This window comes from Brevibacterium aurantiacum, from assembly GCF_003932995.1.
GTDB classification, from domain to species: Bacteria; Actinomycetota; Actinomycetes; order Actinomycetales; family Brevibacteriaceae; genus Brevibacterium; species Brevibacterium aurantiacum.
Genome location: NZ_CP025333.1, coordinates 1,324,684 through 1,342,884, shown reverse-complemented (window position 1 = coordinate 1,342,884; position 18,201 = coordinate 1,324,684). Strand labels below are relative to the sequence as shown.

Below are 18,201 nucleotides of genomic sequence, written 5' to 3'. Positions count from 1 at the left end.
GCCAGCTCCGCCCATAGGATTCGAACCTATACTGCACGGCTCCAAAGGCCGGCGTGCTGCCATTACACCAGGGCGGAACAGCGTGCGCCAGTAGAGGGCCCGCGCTCACGAGACACCATCATGCCACTACGGTGAACCGTATGGAAATTCTTCGCGAGATTTTAGTGGCCCTGCATCTGATCGGAATGGCGATCATCGTGGGTGGATATTTCAGCCTCATCCGCTCCCCCAAAGTCGCTCCCGGCATGCTGCACGGCTCCTATTTACAGCTGATCACCGGGATTCTCCTGCTCGGCCTCGCCGAGATGGGTGACGGCGAGGTCAATCACATGAAGATGGGCATCAAGCTCGTCATTGCGATTCTCGTCACCGTCTTCGCATTCATCGGCAATAAGAAGCAGAAGGCCTTCGCCTCCGGCACTCTCAATGGTGCTCCCGCGGGAGCCGGCGCCGACGCAGCAGTGGCGACCGGAGTGAAGAATCCTTCGGCGACGATGGCGCATCTGGTCTTCGCCGGAGCGATCATCAACGTCCTGGTGGCCGTCTTCGTCCACTGATCGTCACCTCTCACCATTCGCCGAGGCGGCCTCGTACCGATCACCAGATTTACGGTGATCGGAACGGGGCCGCCTCTGTGTTCGGCCTTCACCTCTTTTCCCTGCGTCAGCGCCGGACGGTATCGTTGATCCGGACATGACTGCTGCAGCTGAAAACATCGAAGAAGCCACGCCGGGAGCCGACTCACGTGCGGCCGAACTCCTCACCGGACTCAACCCACGACAGCGCGAGGCCGTTGCCCACACCGGGTCACCGCTCCTCATCGTGGCGGGTGCCGGTTCAGGGAAGACGACGGTTCTGACCAGGCGTATCGCCTATGCGTTGGCCACCGGTCGGGCACACCCCGGTGAGGTCCTGGCGATCACGTTCACGAACAAGGCCGCCAAGGAGATGGCCGAGCGTGTGCGCTCCATCGTCGGTCCCGCTTCGCGTGCCATGTGGGTCTCGACCTTCCACTCCTCCTGTGTGAGGATCCTCCGCCGGGAGGCGAAGGTGCTGGGCATGAAGTCCAACTTCACGATCTACGATTCCCAGGACGCGCAGCGGCTCGTGTCCCAGATCCTCAAGGAACTGGGCATCGACACGAAGAAGTACACCCCGCGGTCGATGCTGCACCGAATCTCCAATCTCAAGAACGATCTGCAGACACCCGATGACTTCATACCCCGGGCGAACAATCCGGCCGATGAAGTCCTCGCCGATGTGTTCAAGCGCTACACCTCCCGTCTGCGGCTGGCCAATGCCTTCGACTTCGATGACCTCATTTCTGAGACCGTTCACCTGTTCGGAGCCTTCCCCGAGGTGGCCGACTTCTACCGCCGACGGTTCCGGCACATCCTCGTCGACGAGTACCAGGACACGAACCCGGCCCAATATGCCCTGATCAAGGCTCTGGCCGGTGATGGGGCCGGCGGCGCCACCGGTGCTGAGCTGACGGTCGTCGGCGATTCAGACCAGTCGATCTATGCCTTCCGCGGGGCCACGGTGCGCAACATCATGGAGTTCGAGAAGGACTTCCCCAATGCGGAGACGATTCTGCTGGAGCAGAACTATCGCTCCACGCAGAACATCCTCGATGCCGCGAACGCTGTGATTTCGAACAATCAGGATCGCAAGGACAAGAAGCTGTGGACCTCGGAGGGCACGGGCGAAACCATCGTCGGCTGGGTGGCCGAGAACGAACAGGCCGAGGCTCGCTTCATCGTCGACCGGGTCGATGAGCTCATCGACAATGAGAAGTACACCTACGGTGACTTCGCCGTCTTCTATCGCACCAACGCCCAGTCACGTGCCATCGAAGACGCCCTGGTCCGCTCGGGCATCCCCTATAAGGTCGTCGGCGGCACACGGTTCTACGAGCGCAAAGAGATCAAGGACGCCCTCGCGTATCTGCGTGTGGTGGCCAACCCCGATGACGATGTGAATCTGCGACGCATCCTCAACGTCCCCAAACGCTCCATCGGCGATCGCACCGAGGGCATCGTCGCAGACTTCGCCGACCGTGAGGGCATCAGCTTCTACACGGCGCTGGGGCGCCTTGACGAGATCGTCCACCTCTCTGCCCGAGCGAAGACCTCCGTGGCGAAGTTCTATGACCTCATGCGTGACCTGGCGGCCACCGCCGAGGCGGCTCCGCTCTCGCGTGTCATCGAAGCGATCCTCGAGCAGAGCGGCTACCTCGAGTCGCTGCAGAAGAGCACCGACCCGCAGGACGAGTCCCGGGTCGACAACCTCGCCGAGCTGGTGGCCGTGGCCGAAGACTTCGTCGCGACTCGGGCCCTGGCCGATGCCGCAGACGACGAAGACGCCGATGATGCGGACGCAGAATCAGCCGAGACCGACTCAAGCGCTGCGGACGACGAAGGCTCTTCAGCCGACGACGGCGATGCGCGCGACAGCACCGACGACGCAGGCGCAGACGCTGCGGATGAGGGCCTCGATGCTCCTTCCGCCGGCGGTTCATCGATCGAGGCCTTCCTCGAGCAGGTGGCACTGGCCTCCGACACCGACCAGATTCCTGATGCCGAGCTCGGCCAGGTCACGCTCATGACCCTGCACACGGCGAAGGGACTGGAGTTCCCGGTCGTCTTCCTCACCGGACTCGAGGACGGCGGCTTCCCCCATGCCCGATCCTTCGAGAACCCCAATGAGCTCTCCGAGGAGCGGCGTCTGGCCTATGTCGGTCTGACCCGGGCGCGGCAGCGCCTGATTGTGACTCGTGCCGAGACACGCAGCATGTGGGGCCAGCCGCAGTACAACCCGCCCAGCCGGTTCCTGTCCGAGATCCCCGAGAGCCTCATCGAATGGGAGAACACCGGCACCTTCTCATCCAGCATGGGCGGCGGCTTCACCTCCGGCGGCTACGGCGGAGGAAGCCTCGGCGGCGGCTACGCCAGCTCACGCAGCGGCGGATTCGGCTCTTCACGTGGATCGAGCAGGTCCTCTGGCTCACGCTCAGGATCCGCGAACTCCTCGTCACCTGTGGCCGGTTTCCCGAATCGGATCCGACCCAACCGAGAGGTCATCACCGTGTCGGTGGGAGAGAAGGTCTCACACGAGTCCTTCGGGCTGGGAACAGTGACGGAGGTCAACGGCGTCGGTGACAAGACGGTCGCGGTCGTCGACTTCGGCTCCTTGGGCACGAAGCGCCTCCTGCTGCGCTACGCCCCCATCGAGAAACTGGGCTGAGGACATAAAAGAAGCGCCGAGGTGAAATGAAATTCACCTCGGCGCTTTTCCATGCCGGACGCGGCGATGGAATTAAAAGTCACTCATTGCCAAGTTTTCCGTCGACTCCGTCGCGACCCTGGTTGATCTGGTCTTCGAACTTGCCGCCGGTCTTGTCATTGGCGAAGTCAGTAGCCTTATCCAGACCCTGATCGCTGAACTCTTCACCCTTTTCGCTATTCACGGCGTCCTTGGCTTTGTTTGTAAGATCGTCGAGTCCCATACTGTCTCCCTTCAATGGAAAAGGTTCTTGCGAACCTTCTTACACCACTCACCCTGCCACTTATTCCGCTTCGGTGTAACCGAAGATTCCCGTTTCTCAGGGAATGCACAACGCAACCGATTCTGTGAGCTCGGTAGCTTCAGCGCGACTCCGGGACGACGAACGCCAAAGCCACGAGAACCACAGCGAAGATGAGGCCGGTGGCGATGTCGACGGTCTTCGATCGATTGGTCCAGACCTCGGCCCAAGGTTCGGGCATTGCGCGCATCATCGCCAGTCCCGCCGGCACAACTGCCAGCACGATCGCACCGAGATGGAAGTCGATGAGGGTACATGCGGCGGCGATCAAGATTCCCAGCAGGCAGCCCAGAAGAACCCAGTCGCGCAGGACAGGGTTCGCGTAGCGCCGTTTCCAGTAGATCCAGCGCTTGGCGATCGGGCCGCGCCCACGCCTGGCATGGCGTGGGTGGGCCTTCACCTTCTCAGTGGAAGAAATGGCGGCTCCCGGTCAGGTACATGGTGATCCCCGCCTTCTCCGCGGCTGCGACGACCTCTTCATCGCGGATGGAGCCACCTGGCTGCACAACCGCGCTGATGCCGGCATCGAGGAGGATCTGGAGTCCGTCGGCGAAGGGGAAGAACGCGTCCGAGGCGGCCACTGCGCCCGTTGCCCTCTGTTCACCGGCGCGCTCGACGGCCAGCTTCGCGGAGTCGACACGATTGACCTGGCCCATGCCCACGCCCACAGAGGCACCGTCCTTGGCCACGAGGATTGCGTTGGACTTCACTGCCCGGCAGGCCTTCCACGCGAATTCCAGGTCGGCGAGCACCTGTGGTGCAGCGGCCGGGCCTGCGGCCAGCGTCCAGTTCTCCGAAGCATCTCCCTCGGCCTGGAACGCGTCGCGGTCCTGGACGAGGAATCCGCCGGTGATCGGCTTGATCTCAGCAGGTGCGAAGTCGACGTCACCGAGTTCGAGCAGACGCAGATTCTTCTTGCTCGAGAGCAGCTCCAGCGCTTCGGCTGAGAATGAGGGTGCGGCCAGGCACTCGGTGAAGATCGGCTTGATCGAGGCAGCCAGCTCGGCGTCGACCTCGCGGTTGGTGGCGATGACGCCGCCGTAGGCCGAGAGAGGGTCGCATTCGTGGGCTGCCTTGTGGGCGGCGGCAGCGGTGTCGGCCACCGCGATTCCGCAGGGGTTGGCGTGCTTGATGATCGCCACGGCGGGACGGTCGAAATCGAAGGCGGCGCGGATGGCGGCGTCGGTGTCCGTGTAGTTGTTGTAGGACATGGCTTTGCCGCCCAGCAGGTTCGCACCGGCGATTCCGCGAGTTCCGTCGGAGTACACGGCTGCAGCCTGGTGTGGGTTCTCGCCGTAGCGCAGGTCGGTCAGCTTCTCCCCCGTCACCCCGGCGAATGCGGGCTGCCCGGCAGACTGAGTTTCCTCAGCGGATGCGCCGTCGTCAGCACCGGAGGCGATCTCGGCGGCGAACCAGGAGGCCACAGCCGTGTCATAGGCGGCGGTGTGGGCGAAGGCGCGGGCGGCGAAGCTGCACCTGGCCGCGAGATCGAAGCCCTGTCCCTGGGCCGCTTCAATGACCGCGGGGTAGTCGCTGGGGTCGGTGATGACGGAGACGCTTGGGTGGTTCTTCGCCGCTGCCCGCACCATGGACGGCCCGCCGATGTCGATCTGCTCCACGCAGTCGTCGAAGCCGGCGCCGCTGGCCACGGTGTCGGAGAAGGGGTAGAGGTTGACGATGACGAGGTCGAATGGCTCGATCTCGAGCTCTTCGAGCTGGCTCATGTGGTCCGATTTGCGCGAATCGGCCAGAATGCCGGCATGGACCCGCGGGTGCAGGGTCTTGACCCGACCTTCGAGGCATTCGGGGAACCCGGTCAGCTCTTCGACCTTCGTGACCGCAGCACCCGCCTCGGCGATCTTCGCTGCTGTCGAACCGGTGGACACGATCTGCACACCGGCGGTGTGCAGTCCGCGGGCCAGGTCCTCCAATCCCGATTTGTCGTAAACGCTGACGAGCGCTCTTTTGATCGCGCGGGTTCCTGTCACAAGTCCTCCTTGAAGGCTCGATTGCCGTTTCGTGCGGTTGGTGAGTGGGTCAGACTGGGGACGCCGAGGTGGCATATCCGCTGACGTGCCGTCCCTCGATGCTGAGGTCATGGTGGGCAAGATGAGTCAGGAGCCGTACGAGCTCGGCCCGCTCCTGGGTCTTGATGCGTTCGTGCACCGTGTCTTCTGTGTCCACGTCGCTGACGGGGACCGCGAACTGGGTGATGATCGGGCCCGTATCGACTCCTGAGTCGACGAGGTGGATGGTGCCGCCGGTGATGCGCACACCGTGGGCGAGGGCATCTCGCACCCCATGCGCGCCGGGGAATGCCGGCAGCAGAGCCGGGTGCGTGTTGATGATGCGATTGTGGAAGGCCGCGATGAACGTGGGCCCCAGGATCCGCATGAACCCGGCCGAGATCACCCAATCTGGAGTCAGATCTGCGACGGCGTCACGCAGCTGGAGGTTCCAGTCCTCGCGGCTTGCACAGTCCTTGGGCCGGACGACGAAGGTGGGAATCGAGTGGGCATTCGCGCGGTCGAGAACACCTGCCGTCTGCGAGTCCGAACCGACGCCGACGATCTCGACTCCACGCTGCGCATCTGCAAACGCGTCGATGACTGCCTGTGTGAGGGTACCGGAGCCGGATGCCAGAAGAACGATGCGCACAGACCCATTCTAACGTTTGTATCTCCGCCTGTCGGTCAGGGCACCAGAATACGGACTCTCTCTGCCGTCAAGGCTTTTGTCAGTGGACTATGACAAACTATTCGTGTGACGTCACCAAACAATACTGAAGAGAAGAGCGCGCCCACTCCCGAAGAGGAGAAGCAGGCCGCACCCGCTCGACATGGCCTGGTCCTGATCCTCCTGATCCTCGCCTCGGTCCTGACGTTCACGTATCCGCTGCCGTTCAAGGTCGCGGCCATCGGTTTCGCCATCGCCGCTGTCGTCTGGGCGATTCGCTACATCGTCGCTGTCGTCAGGACGAAGCAGAAGCGCAACATGTCCCTGGGCATTCTGGGTGGCCTGCTCGCCCTCTACCTCATCTTCTCGACGATGTCGTCCGTCGTCCTCTGGCCGGTTCAGTCGAAGTATGAGGAATGCGTGCGTGATGCCATCACGCAGCAGGCCCAGCTCTCATGCACAACGGAGTACCAGACCGGACTTGGCGACTGGTTCAAACAGCTCACCGGCCAGGAACTGCCCGGCACGAACTGAGCCATCTCCGGCTGTGGATCAGGCCCCGCCCGTGGTTCAGTCCTCGTCGGAGTAGTCGGTGCGTCGTTCTTCGGCGATGTGGCCGAAGGGTTCCTCGTCATCGTCGAAGTCGTCCCGGTCACCGGAGAACCCCGACGCGGCCTGCATGTCGGAGAGCCTGGTCAGCAACAGCCCGACAGCCATGCCCACCGCCACCCATAGGGTGATGACCAGCGCAGAGGTCAGCGGAGAGGGCCCGAATGCCGACAGCCCCAGTGGCCCCATAGCTCCTCGCGCGAATACGGCAAGGACCTGGAGCACGACGAACAGTTTGACTGCGGCGGTCGCCAGCCCGGCCCACGAGGCTCCCATCACCTGGCGGGCATGATCTCGGCCGAGGATGACGCTGAGGACTCCGAGCAGGACGAGCAGCACCGGTGCCGCAGCCGTCCATGCCGGATAGTCGCCGACGAGCAGCTGGAGCACAGGCACATGTGGGACCGGCCCCGTTGCGGTGTGGAAGACCGAACTTGAACCTCCGACTCCCACGCTCACACCGGCGCCTGCGATCCAGGACAGTGTAGCGAACAGGATGCCAGGGGCGAAGAGGATCTGGATGACGAGCAGGCCCACGCCGGCAGACAGGGGTGAACTGTAGACCTGCAGCGATTCGCTCAGCTCGCTCCACCTCAGCACGATGCCGGCGGCGATGACGAGGACAGCGAGGAACGCCGAACCCCACAGCAGACGCTTGACCAGATGAGCGCCAGCCGCCCAGACCTCGCTGTCGAGATCCCGAAGTCGCGGAATGTCATCGACTCCGCGCACCCAGAGGAACCCGGCCGCCGAGGCAGACAGCAGCAGGAGACCGATGCGGAGGAAGCCCAACGGTGTGGGGCTCCCCTCCCCCAGCAGCAAGGTCAATGAGACCATGGGAACGGCATACGCGAGGACGTACGTCGCCAAGGCGATGCCGACCTGCTTCCACCCCGCGGCGTCCACGATGTCAGCGTCAGCGGATTCCTCTTCGGTGATGCTGGCGACCAGACGCTTGGCGCCTGCGGCGAAGAAGAACCAGACGCCGAGTGTGACCAGGCTCGGGGCCAATGAGAAGTCGAAGCCTATCGTCGACACGCTCAGCCCGTGGGCGACGCCCCACAGGGCGAACGCCCACTCGGGAATGATCGAGTACGGCAGCTGTGATCCGAGTCCGATGATCCAGAAGACTGTGGCGACGACGAACGCCGCGGGGACGGCGATGAGGTCGATTCGCAGGGCCTCCAGCAGTCCCAGCAGGATCGGATGGCGGTGGGTTCGAGGGTGAGGAGAAGTGTGCATCTCTCTCATTTTCGCTGACTCGGAGCCCGCTTCCTGGTATTGACCACGCGATTCTCTGCAGTGGGAAGTACAATTGCGCCAGGACACGCTTGTAGACACGAAGGATGCATCCAACGATGAGCAACGGGAACGACGAACCGAATTTCCCGCCACCTCCCACGAACCCTCCCGAGAATAACAGAACGGGATCCGGTGCGGAGACGTCGGCGGACAAGACCAACAATGATTCGGTGGACACAAGCGGCTCCGGCCCGCAGGCGTCAGCCAGCGGACCTGAACAGGCTCCGTCCTACCGCGACGATCAGGCCCCTCCGTTCGCTGCCAGCGACTCGGCCAACGGCAACCAGCCCCCACAGCCGAACCAGGGCAACCAGTCGGGCCAGTACCAGCCTCCGCGCCCCGAGGTGCAGCAGGCGAGCTCGAACCAGGCCCCGAACTACAACGGCGGCCAACAGCACCCGGGCCAGTACCAGGGCGGTCAGTACCAGGGTGGCCAGCAGCAAGGTGGTCCGCAGCAGGGTGGCCAGTACCAGGGTGGCGCACCCTACCCAGGCGGCCCGTACCAGTCGGGCCCTGCCCAGAATTCGCCGTATCAGTCTGCTCCCGGTCAGTCCGGGCCCTACCAGACCGGTTCCGGTCCCGATGCCAATCGGACAGGGTCAGGTCCTGGCCAGTCCCAGGCAATCCCGCAGCCAGCGCCTGCGCCCGGGTTCGCCGGTTCCGCAGCGACTGCGACACGTGCCGATGCCCGCCCCGAGAAGAAGAAGAGCCGGATGCCTCTCTTCATCGCTTTGGGTTCGGTCGCGCTCGTCATAGTTCTCGTCCTCGTCGGTTTCCTCGTCGTCAACACGGTCAACAAGAACAACTACGGACCCGACCAGGTTGCCAAGGACTACGTGTCAGCGTTGAGCAAGGGCGACTTCGCCGCTGCCGAGAAGATCGCTCCGTCTCCACGCCCAGAGGGAACCAATCTCGACCTCCTGTCCAAGGAGTTCACGGATGCGTCCTCGGCAAAGGTTGAGAACGCGAAGGTCGAATCCTCGAAGGTCGACGGAGACAAGGGCACAGTCGTCGTCTCCTATGACCTCGACGGCTCCAAGTACAACGTCGAGCTGAACGCGAAGAAGGACGGCAAGCAGGATCTGTTCTTCGACAAGTGGACTCTCACGGGTCCCGCGCTCAACGTGATCTCCCTGGACATCCCTGCCGCCGATGGTCTCAGCGTCAACGGCAAGGACTACAAAGCACAGTCGGGCACCACCTCGTTCGCCGTATATCCGGGCAACTACGACTTCACGATCCCCAAGAGCAAATGGGTCGGTGAAGCCAAGGACACGGCTGCGGTGAATTTCCCTCAGGCCTTCGCCCCGGGCGACAAGCCGAACAATGAGGAGGTGTCTCCGACGACGCTCAATCTCGATCTGGCACCCACGAGCGCCTTCCAGAAGGAAGTTCAGAAGCAGGTCGAGAAGGAACTCAAGAAGTGCTTCGACAACAAGGACATCAAGCCCAAGTGCAAGTTCATCAAGTTCGATCCCACTGAGATCCCTGTCGGCGGCTCCGATGACAAACTGGCCGATCTGGCCAAGAGCAACACCGCCAAGTGGGAAATGAAGGACATGCCTGAAGTCGATGCGAGCTTCGGTTCGGGTGACACGAACACCGGTTCGTTCTTCACCAAGAAGCCGGGCAAGTTCGACTTCACCGTGCAGGGCAAGAAGGCCGGTTCGTCCTACTTCTCCAACGGCAACCCACTGTCGGTCTCCGGCAGTGTGAAGATCGACGGGGACAAGCTCTCGGTCGAGTTCTTCGACTTCTGATTCGAGTCATCGGCGACGACAGTCGCTGACCTCGCCGAGGTGGCCCCACCGAAGCGAGACAGTGCAGACAGCGAGGGCCTGGGTTCAATCGAACCCAGGCCCTCGCTGCATGTCGTTCCTCAGCTCATCGCGGCCCGCACGGGTGCCGGCACTCCCGCTGACTGCTCGAACCAGGAGCCGGCGGCCATGACGAGTTCGTCGGCGAAGCGTCGACCCGAGATCTGGGCACCGATAGTCCGACCGTCCTCGGTGTATCCGGCCAGGACCGTGCCAGCAGGCTGTTCGGACATGTTGTAGGGCATTGTGAACCCGATGTGTCCCATGGGTTCGTTGACCTTCGGGTAGGGCATGGGCTGTTCTGCCGGATACGCCGCGTCGGGCGAGACGGGCGAGATGACGAGGTCGTAGGCGGCTGTGGCCGCGACGCTGCGACGCCGGATCTCCTGCACGCTGTGGTAGCACTCCATGAGTCGGAGCCCGGTGACATCGGCACCGCCTTGAGCCCATTGCTGAATGTAGGGCAGAATCAGGGCCTGCTCCTGAACGGGCAGCGCGCGCAGGTCACCCCACGAGCGGACTCGCCAGAACAGGTCCATGTCTCGCAGCAGTTCATCGTCGATGAATGCGTCGATGGTCTCGACCACGGCTCCGGCAGCTGCGAAACGATCGGCCGCCTCGGTGATGGTGGATGCGATCTCAGGGTTGACCGGCTCACCGCATCCGGCATCGAGCTGAAGCCCGATGCGCAGCCCCTTCGGGTCGAAGTTCCAAGGTTCAGGAGTCCCCTGGGCGGGCAGGCTGGAGTAGTCATGGACATCGGGGGCGGAGATGACGTCCATCGCCGCCTTCACGTCTGACATGGTCCTCGCCAGCGGTCCGGCGCATCGCCCCATGTACGGGGCGTCGAGTGGAACGCGACCGAAACTGGGCTTGAGGCCGGCCAGCCCCAACCAGGTGCAGGGCAGCCGGATCGATCCGCCGATGTCGGAGCCGATGTGAATGGGTCCGTAACCGGCTGCGGCGGCGGCACCGGCACCCGCACTGGATCCGCCCGTCGTCAGGCTCGGGTCCAGGGGCGAGCGGGTGATTCCGTGCAGCGAGGAGACACCCGAGGAGAGCATGCCCCAGTCGGGCATCGTCGTCGATCCCACGATGACGGCGCCGGCCTCTTCGAGACGCTGCGTGATCGGGGCGTCGTGCGTTGAGACGGGGACCTCGGACCAGGCGTGTCCGCTGGGCATCGGCACTCCCCTGCGGGCCACGTTCTCTTTGATCGTCACCGGCACCCCGTCGAGGGCTCCCAGCGATCTGCCCTCGCGCCAGCGCTTGGCACTAGCCTTCGCCGCTGCGCTCGAACGCTCATCGTCGCGGTGGTGGAGAGCGTTGATGACGGGTTCGCACTCATCCATCCGGTCCACGACTGCGGCCAGGACCTCGGACGGGTCGAAGTCTCCTGATGCGTAACCGCTGGTCATGGCTTCTGCACTGTGGTCGGCAAGCGTGGTGTGGCTCATCTGCCGTCCTTTCTTCTGTTATTGCTGAGGTCAGTGGCGCCGCATCGGTCTCAGTTCGCTGAGGCGAGCGCACCGGCCAGGCTGGGGGTGGCCGCGATGAGCCTGCGAGTGTAGTCCTCGCGGGGGTTCGCGTAGATGTCCTCGGTCGACCCGGATTCGACGATGTGCCCGTCCTTCATCACGATGACGTCGGAGCACAGATGTTTGACGACGCCGAGGTCGTGAGAGACGAAGAGCAGGGTCAGCGCATAGTCATCGACTAAGTCGGTGAACAGATTGAGGACCTGGGCGCGCACGGACACGTCGAGCGCGGAGACGGGCTCATCGGCGACCAGGATCTGCGGCCGGGTCACCAGCGCTCTGGCGATGGAGATCCGCTGTCGCTGTCCCCCGGAGAACTGGTGTGGGTAGCGTCGCATGACCTTCGTGTCGAGGTCGACCGCCTGCAGCATCTCCTCCACCCTGGCCAATCGCTCCTCCCGGCCCAGGCCGCGGGCGACGAGGGGTTCGGAGACGATGTCTTCGATCCGCATGCGGGGGTCAAGTGAGGCAAAGGGGTCTTGGAAGACGATCTGCAGATTCTCACGCAGGGACCTCAGCGCCGATGAGCTCGCTGACTCCACACGGATGTCACCGACCCGCACATGTCCGGAGCTTGGTCGGTCGAGTCCGGAGAGGATGTTGAGCAGAGTCGATTTGCCCGACCCCGACTCCCCCACGATTCCCAAGCGCTGTCCCGACGCCACGCTGAAGCTGATGTCTTCAAGCGCACGCACCGGGGCTCTGCGGCGCAGCAGCAGTCCACGTGAACGGAAGTGCTTCGAGACCCCGCTGACCTCGATGAGCGGCGCGACTCCGCCGACAGTGGGTGCTTCCCTCGCCGAGGCGGCTCTTGACTCCCGCACAGCAGCTGGCTCCCGCACGTCGGCTGCCCCATCGCCAGCAGACAGCTCGTCCTCGTCGCCCGGGCCGGCTTCGTCCACTGGGCTTGTTTCGTCCACCGGTCCGGCATAGGACAGCGCGGTCTTGAGTGTGTAGAGCTTGCCGTTGCCATCGGTGGCTTCGAGGTCGGAGGAGGCCAGGAGGCCTCGTGTGTATTCGTGCTGTGGATCGGTGAAGATCTGTCGCACGGTGCCGGATTCGACGATGCGTCCGGCATACATGACGATGACTCGCTCACAGACTTCGGCGACGACGGCCAGATCATGGGTGATGAACAGCAGTCCTGCCTGCACCGCGGCAACACGCTCGGCGATGAGTTCGAGCATGTGCTTCTGCACGGTGACGTCGAGAGCGGTCGTCGGCTCATCGCAGATGAGCAGCTGCGGCGAATTCGCCAGCGCGATCGCGAGCATCACTCGCTGTCGTTGGCCACCCGACATCTGGTGCGGGTAGGCAGACCGTGCACTGCCCGGATCGGGCATGTGCACACTGGTGAGCAGGTCGAGAATGTCACCGCGGGCGACCGCACCATGGATGCGCATCGCCTCGGCGATCTGGTCACCGATGCGCATCAGCGGGTTGAGTGCGCTCATGGGCTCCTGGAACACCATGGACACGAGGTTCGAGCGCATCCGGGCCAGGGTCTTCTCCTTGGCTTCAAGGATGTTTCCGGAGAACCCCTGCAGGGACACGCTGCCCTCGGCGCGCAGCTCTTCGGGGAGCAGTCCCATCACAGACTGCGCGGTCAGTGACTTGCCGGACCCGGACTCCCCGATGAGGCCGACTCGCTCGCCTGGGGCCAGACTCAGTGACACATTCTCAAGCACCGGTGCCTGTGCGCCGGCTGGTGTGATGGTGAGGTCACGGACCTCGAGCAGGTTCTCACTCATTGCCGCGGGCCTCCATCTTCGGATCGAATCGGTCACGGAGTCCGTCGCCTAGGAGGTTGAAGCCGAGCACGGCAAGGGCGATGAATAACCCGGGCCACAGTGCCAGTTCGGGTTGGGTGGACAGGAACTGCTGGGACTCCTGCAGCATTCTGCCCCACGAGGGCACCGGGGCCTGTGTGCCCAGGCCCAGGAAGGACAGCCCCGCCTCGGCGAGGACGGAGATCGCGAACGCCACGGACGCCTGCACGATGACCATGCCGGCGATGTTGGGCAGGACGTGGACGATGGCGATCGCCGGGGCACTCCGGTTCGAGGCCTTGGCCGCGCGCACATATTCGGAGCCGAGCACCTGCATCGTTCCGGAGCGGGCGACGCGGGCGAATCCGGGGATCGCGGCGATTCCCACGGCGACCATCGCCGGACCTGTCCCGGGCTGGTAGACGGCGGCGAAGACGATCGCCAGCAGCAGCGCAGGGAAGGCGAGCAGGATGTCGTTGGCGCGCATGATCACCGCACTCAGCCACACACCCCACGGATACTGGGCGAAGACGGCGGCGATGATGCCGATGGGGGTGCCGATGAGCACGGCGATGCCGACGGCCACGACCCCGACCATGAGAGTGATCCGGGCCCCGTACATCACCCAGGTCAGGGTGTCGCGGCCGAATTTGTCCGTGCCGAAGAGGTGTTCGGGGCTTGCCGACTGCAGTCGGGCGGCCGGGTCGACGGTGCTGGGGTCGTAGGGCGTCCACACGAAGGACACGAGTGCGAGGGCGACGATGAGGAAGATGAGGACGGCGCCGATGATCATCGAGGCGTTGAGCCGCAGCTTCGCGCGTCTGCGCCGCTCCACAGGCATTTCCTTCGCCGAGGTTGGGCTCGGGTTCTCGCTCATGATGCGTTCCTGATCCGGGGGTCGACGAGGGGGTAGAGCACGTCGACGATGAGGTTGATGATGAGCACCAGGAGGACGAGGACCATGACGATGCCCTGGACCGTGACGAGGTCGCGGTTGGCCACGGCACGCACGAGTTCGGAGCCGATGCCGGGGATGACGAAGATCTGTTCGATGATCACAGCGCCGACGAGGAGCGTTGCGAGCTGCACCCCGGCCACGGTGATGACTGGGATCGCGGCATTGCGCAGACCGTGGACGAACAGTGCCTTGGTCTGAGTCAGGCCCTTGGCGCGGGCTGTGCGGATGTAGTCCTCGCGCATGACGTCGAGGACGGCTGAGCGCACGTACCTGGTGAGGATCGCGGCCTGGACAAGAGCCAGGGACACGACGGGCAGCACCAGACGGAGGAGGAACCCGCCGAGTCCTTCGACCGGGGCCATCCACCCTTGGGAGGGGAACCAGCCGAGCGTCAGGGAGAAGACGATGACGAGGATGATGGCGGCCAGGAAGTTCGGCACGGCGATGCCGAACTGGCTCAGCGCGGAGATCGTGACTCCGATCCAGTTGCGCTGTTCGAGGGCGGCGAAGGTGCCCAGCGGGACGGCGATGACGATCGCCAGAATGATCGCGGCGACGACGAGGATGCCGGTGACCTGGACGCTGCCGACGATGACGGGGGTGATCGAGGAACCGGTGACATACGAGGTGCCGAAATCGCCGGTGAGCATTCCGCCGACCCAGTCGAAGTAGCGCACGAGCGGTGGCTGGTCGAGTCCGTATTGAGCTTCAAGTGCCGCGACCGCCTCGGGGGTGGCGTTCGTCCCCAAGGCGACCTGTGCGGCATTGCCGGGCAGGATGCTCATGAGTGCGAAGACCACCACGGAGGCGACGATCAGTGCTAAGACGAATTGGACAGCACGGTTGGCCACATAGGTGATCATGGGAGGCGGTACTTCAGTTCCAGCTCAGATCCGCGATCCGGAATGCGTCGTTGACCCTGTTGGCTGGGATTCCGGCGACATCGGATTTCGCGATGACGAGGTTCGGGAAGAGGAACAGGAAGTCCGAGGCTGCGTCCTCGGTGATCGTCTTCGCGATCGTCTTCATCCCTGAGACGTATTCCTCTTCCGTGCCGGTATCGGCCTTTTCTGCGATCTTCTTGATCTTCGAGTCGTCGTAGCCGATGTAGTAGTCGTTGGAGAAGACGGTGAGGATGTCCCGGGGTTCGGCATGGTTGATGACCGACATGTCGAACTTGTGTTCGGTGAAGGTCTTGTCCAACCAGACTGCGGGGAATTCCTGAGTTTCGATATCGGCCTTGAGCCCGACCTCTTCCAACTGCGCGGACACAATTTCGGAGATGGCCTTCGCATACGGCAGGTTCGGCACGGTGAAGGCGAATGTCTCCCCTTCGATGCCGGCGTCTGCGATCAGGTCCTTGGCCTTCTGCGGGTCATAGTCCCAGACCTTCGTCAGGTCCTCGTAGTACGGGTCTGTCGGTGGAACCATGGAGCCGATGAGCTCGCCGTAGCCTGCCCATGCGGTGTCCAGCACGGCCTTGCGGTCGATGGCATGCATGACCGCTTCGCGAGCCTTCTTGTCTTTGAAGATGCCCTTCGCGTTGTTCATCGAGAGCACGACCTCACCGTTCGTGGTGCCGGAGATGATCTGATAGTCATTGCTCTGGAACTCTCCTGCCAGTTCGGGAGCCTGGAGGTTGGAGACGACGTCGATCTCTCCGGACTTCAGGGCGTTCGAAGCTGAGACCGCGTCCTTGAAGTACTTGAACTGCACGTTCTTGACCGCTGGGGTCTCACCCCAGTAGTCGTCTCTGGCAGCGAAGTCGATCGACTGTCCGGGGGTGAATTTCTCAATAGAGAAGGGCCCGGTGCCGATAGCCTCCTTGGCCAGGTTGTCGGTGCCTTCGGTGTCGAAGACGGCTCCGATAAGGGAGGTGAGGTTGAACAGCCATGTGTTGGACGGCTTCTTGAGGGCGATCTCAACGGTGAGGTCATCCGGGGTTTCGATCGACTCGACGACGTCCATCTTGGACTTCAGTGCGTTCTTCCAGTCGTTCTGCACCCGTTCGTAGGAGAACTTCACGTCCTCGCTCGTGAGATCCGCGCCGTTGGAGAACTTCACGCCCTTCTGCAGATGGAAGGTGTAGGTCTTGCGGTCATCGGATACGTCCCAGTCCTCGGCCAGGCCCGGTTGGATCTCGCCCTCACCGTCGACGCGGACGAGGGACTCGTAGACGTTCTCCATCAGTGCCTCAGGGATGGCGATGCCCGAGGTGGAGGTGAAGTCGAGGTTGACCGGTTCGGCGGTGAACGCGATCGCCATCGAATCCTTCTTGGATTCGTCGCCGGAGTCCGATGCTCCTGCCGAACAACCGGTCAGGATCAGGCTCGAGGCAGCCAGGGCTGCCATCCACGTTATGATGCGCGGAGTCTTCATCGCTCTCCCATTTTCACGAACCGACGGTGGTTCATTCGTCTTCTCTGACCAGACTGTGCGCGGGCGCACACCGGCCTCGCCAGTTTAGCGGAAGTTCTCACCAGGCGATGAGTCGTTGTCCAGATTGTGGAGAAGGCTCAATGGGACGGGCCCGGAGCATGTCCGGGCCCATTGGGCAGGAGTCAGAGCCCTGCCTGTGCCGCGAGCACCGCGGCGAGCTTGTCGAAGGCGACTCTTCGGTGCGACCGGGAGTTCTTCTCCTCCGGTGTCATCTGTGCGGCGCTGATGTCAGAACCGTCGGGCACGAAGATCGGGTCGTAGCCGAAACCGTGGTCTCCCGAGGGACTCGTGGCCAGACGCCCGGGCATGACTCCCTCTGCGGAGAATTCTCGACCGTCGGGAGTGACCGCGGCGGCAGCGCAGCGGAACTGCGCCCCGCGATGTTCGCTCGAGATGTCCGACAGCTGGGCAAGAAGCAGCTCGAGGTTGGCTCGATCGTCTCCGTGTCGGCCAGCCCACCGGGCGGAGAAGATTCCCGGTGCCCCGCCGAGGACATCCACGGCGATTCCCGAATCATCGGCAATGGCGGTGTGACCGGTGGCCTGCGCGGCGGCGCGGGCCTTGATCAGTGCATTCTCTGCGAAGGTCACCCCGGTTTCCGGGATATCGCCGAGTCCTGCCTCGGCGGCTGTGAGAACATTCGTGTCCTCCCCCAACGTGGGCAGGAGGATCGCGAGGAGTTCGCGCCTCTTGCCTTCGTTGTGGGTGGCCAGCACGAACGTGGTCATTTGCTCAGGACTTCCGACTGGATGCCGGTGAGGTCGGCACAGCCTTTGGCTGCGAGGTCGAGCAGCGTGCCCAGTTCGTCACGGTCAAACGGTGCGCCTTCGGCGGTGCCCTGGACTTCGACGAACTGTCCGCTGCCGGTCATGACGACGTTCATGTCGGTATCGGCGCGTGAGTCCTCGACATAGGGCAGATCGAGCACGGGCTCACCGTCGATGATGCCGACGCTGATGGCTGCGATCGAGTCCTTGATGGGATTGTTCGCAGCGGGGATGATCCCGGTCGACCGTCCCTTGTCGATCGCGTCGGCCAGTGCCACGTAGGCTCCGGTGATCGATGCGGTTCGGGTGCCGCCGTCAGCCTGGAGGACGTCGCAGTCGAGGACGAGGGTGTTCTCGCCGAGCTTGTCGAGGTCGATGACGGCCCTCAGGCTGCGACCGATGAGTCGGGAGATCTCATGGGTGCGACCGCCGAGTTTGCCCTTGACGGACTCGCGGGTGTTGCGGGAGTCTGTGGCTCGAGGGAGCATCGCGTATTCGGCGGTGACCCATCCGCGGCCTTGGCCCTTGAGCCAGCGTGGCACTCCTGCGGTCAGTGAGGCCGCGACGAGGACACGGGTGTTGCCGAATTCCACCAGAGCGGATCCTTCGGCGGTGTTGATCCAGTTGCGAGTGATGGTCACTTCGCGGAGTTCGTCGGCATTTCGTCCGTCTGCGCGCACTGTGGGCCTCTTTCGGTTGTCGGTGCTGTTCTGTTGCGTCCTGGGTGCTCTGTGTTCTGT

The 18,201-nt window shown here is 63.5% G+C and carries 16 protein-coding genes and 1 tRNA gene; 4 read left to right on the top strand and 13 right to left on the bottom strand.

Annotated elements, in window-relative coordinates:
- Positions 1-5: 5 nt before the first annotated feature.
- Positions 6-77: transfer RNA gene (locus CXR25_RS06250), tRNA-Gln, on the bottom strand.
- Between the two features lie 87 nt (positions 78-164).
- Here CXR25_RS06250 and CXR25_RS06245 point away from each other — a divergent pair.
- Together CXR25_RS06245 and CXR25_RS06240 are read left to right on the top strand one after the other, a co-directional pair.
- Positions 165-557 (top strand): hypothetical protein, encoded by a 393-nt coding sequence (locus tag CXR25_RS06245; protein WP_241212393.1) that lies wholly within the window; start codon positions 165-167, stop codon positions 555-557.
- A 136-nt stretch (positions 558-693) separates the two neighbouring features.
- Complete coding sequence (locus CXR25_RS06240) at positions 694-3,246, top strand: UvrD-helicase domain-containing protein (RefSeq protein WP_114385061.1); 2,553 nt, start codon at positions 694-696, stop codon at positions 3,244-3,246.
- 79 nt (positions 3,247-3,325) lie between these two features.
- Here CXR25_RS06240 and CXR25_RS06235 read toward each other — a convergent pair whose 3' ends face one another.
- From CXR25_RS06235 to purN, 4 genes are all read right to left on the bottom strand, one after another.
- Positions 3,326-3,508: an antitoxin gene (locus tag CXR25_RS06235; RefSeq protein WP_009884014.1), complete on the bottom strand. Its 183-nt coding sequence runs from the start codon at positions 3,506-3,508 to the stop codon at positions 3,326-3,328.
- A gap of 139 nt (positions 3,509-3,647) precedes the next feature.
- Positions 3,648-3,986, bottom strand: coding sequence for a hypothetical protein (locus CXR25_RS06230; protein ID WP_009884015.1), 339 nt, complete (start codon positions 3,984-3,986; stop codon positions 3,648-3,650).
- Between the two features lie 4 nt (positions 3,987-3,990).
- Positions 3,991-5,574: a bifunctional phosphoribosylaminoimidazolecarboxamide formyltransferase/IMP cyclohydrolase gene (purH, locus tag CXR25_RS06225; RefSeq protein ID WP_114385060.1), complete on the bottom strand. Its 1,584-nt coding sequence runs from the start codon at positions 5,572-5,574 to the stop codon at positions 3,991-3,993.
- Between the two features lie 49 nt (positions 5,575-5,623).
- Positions 5,624-6,244, bottom strand: a complete 621-nt coding sequence (gene purN / locus CXR25_RS06220) for a phosphoribosylglycinamide formyltransferase (RefSeq protein WP_009884017.1) — start codon at positions 6,242-6,244, stop codon at positions 5,624-5,626.
- Between the two features lie 105 nt (positions 6,245-6,349).
- Between purN and CXR25_RS06215 the strand changes: the two genes are divergently transcribed.
- Positions 6,350-6,796: a hypothetical protein gene (locus CXR25_RS06215; protein WP_009884018.1), complete on the top strand. Its 447-nt coding sequence runs from the start codon at positions 6,350-6,352 to the stop codon at positions 6,794-6,796.
- A 36-nt stretch (positions 6,797-6,832) separates the two neighbouring features.
- Here the strand turns inward: CXR25_RS06215 and CXR25_RS06210 are convergent, their stop codons facing one another.
- On the bottom strand, positions 6,833-8,113 hold the full coding sequence (locus CXR25_RS06210; protein WP_009884019.1) for a cell division protein PerM: 1,281 nt from the start codon (positions 8,111-8,113) through the stop codon (positions 6,833-6,835).
- A gap of 116 nt (positions 8,114-8,229) precedes the next feature.
- Here CXR25_RS06210 and CXR25_RS06205 point away from each other — a divergent pair, with 116 nt between their 5' ends.
- Entirely contained in the window at positions 8,230-9,933 is a 1,704-nt protein-coding gene (locus tag CXR25_RS06205; RefSeq protein WP_096167578.1) for a hypothetical protein, read from the top strand.
- A gap of 119 nt (positions 9,934-10,052) precedes the next feature.
- Here the strand turns inward: CXR25_RS06205 and CXR25_RS06200 are convergent, their stop codons facing one another.
- The 7 genes from CXR25_RS06200 to rph all read right to left on the bottom strand — a co-directional run bounded on the left by CXR25_RS06200 (position 10,053) and on the right by rph (position 18,141).
- The gene (locus CXR25_RS06200; protein ID WP_101556635.1) at positions 10,053-11,447 is read right to left on the bottom strand and encodes an amidase; all 1,395 of its coding nucleotides are present in this window, start codon (positions 11,445-11,447) and stop codon (positions 10,053-10,055) included.
- A 50-nt stretch (positions 11,448-11,497) separates the two neighbouring features.
- Positions 11,498-13,279: a dipeptide ABC transporter ATP-binding protein gene (locus tag CXR25_RS06195; RefSeq protein ID WP_114385059.1), complete on the bottom strand. Its 1,782-nt coding sequence runs from the start codon at positions 13,277-13,279 to the stop codon at positions 11,498-11,500.
- Positions 13,272-14,174, bottom strand: a complete 903-nt coding sequence (locus CXR25_RS06190) for an ABC transporter permease (protein WP_069599803.1) — start codon at positions 14,172-14,174, stop codon at positions 13,272-13,274. Before CXR25_RS06190 ends, CXR25_RS06195 begins: the two co-directional genes overlap by 8 nt.
- Positions 14,171-15,118 carry an ABC transporter permease gene (locus CXR25_RS06185; protein WP_069599802.1) on the bottom strand — a complete coding sequence of 316 codons (948 nt, stop codon included), beginning with the start codon at positions 15,116-15,118 and terminating at the stop codon, positions 14,171-14,173. Before CXR25_RS06185 ends, CXR25_RS06190 begins: the two co-directional genes overlap by 4 nt.
- A 13-nt stretch (positions 15,119-15,131) precedes the next feature.
- Entirely contained in the window at positions 15,132-16,634 is a 1,503-nt protein-coding gene (locus CXR25_RS06180) for an ABC transporter substrate-binding protein (RefSeq protein ID WP_114385058.1), read from the bottom strand.
- Between the two features lie 182 nt (positions 16,635-16,816).
- The gene (rdgB, locus tag CXR25_RS06175; RefSeq protein WP_096161583.1) at positions 16,817-17,422 is read right to left on the bottom strand and encodes an RdgB/HAM1 family non-canonical purine NTP pyrophosphatase; all 606 of its coding nucleotides are present in this window, start codon (positions 17,420-17,422) and stop codon (positions 16,817-16,819) included.
- Positions 17,419-18,141 carry a ribonuclease PH gene (rph, locus tag CXR25_RS06170; protein ID WP_009884027.1) on the bottom strand — a complete coding sequence of 241 codons (723 nt, stop codon included), beginning with the start codon at positions 18,139-18,141 and terminating at the stop codon, positions 17,419-17,421. The genes rdgB and rph overlap by 4 nt, the downstream gene beginning before the upstream one ends.
- Positions 18,142-18,201: the final 60 nt, after the last annotated feature.

Coding starts and splice junctions, on each gene's coding strand:
- CXR25_RS06200 (WP_101556635.1), bottom strand. CDS start 11,447: ATGAGCCACACCACGCTTGCCGACCACAGTGCAGAAGCCATGACCAGC.
- CXR25_RS06210 (WP_009884019.1), bottom strand. CDS start 8,113: ATGCACACTTCTCCTCACCCTCGAACCCACCGCCATCCGATCCTGCTG.
- CXR25_RS06185 (WP_069599802.1), bottom strand. CDS start 15,118: ATGATCACCTATGTGGCCAACCGTGCTGTCCAATTCGTCTTAGCACTG.
- CXR25_RS06240 (WP_114385061.1), top strand. CDS start 694: ATGACTGCTGCAGCTGAAAACATCGAAGAAGCCACGCCGGGAGCCGAC.
- CXR25_RS06180 (WP_114385058.1), bottom strand. CDS start 16,634: ATGAAGACTCCGCGCATCATAACGTGGATGGCAGCCCTGGCTGCCTCG.
- rdgB (WP_096161583.1), bottom strand. CDS start 17,422: ATGACCACGTTCGTGCTGGCCACCCACAACGAAGGCAAGAGGCGCGAA.
- CXR25_RS06190 (WP_069599803.1), bottom strand. CDS start 14,174: ATGAGCGAGAACCCGAGCCCAACCTCGGCGAAGGAAATGCCTGTGGAG.
- CXR25_RS06235 (WP_009884014.1), bottom strand. CDS start 3,508: ATGGGACTCGACGATCTTACAAACAAAGCCAAGGACGCCGTGAATAGC.
- CXR25_RS06195 (WP_114385059.1), bottom strand. CDS start 13,279: ATGAGTGAGAACCTGCTCGAGGTCCGTGACCTCACCATCACACCAGCC.
- CXR25_RS06205 (WP_096167578.1), top strand. CDS start 8,230: ATGAGCAACGGGAACGACGAACCGAATTTCCCGCCACCTCCCACGAAC.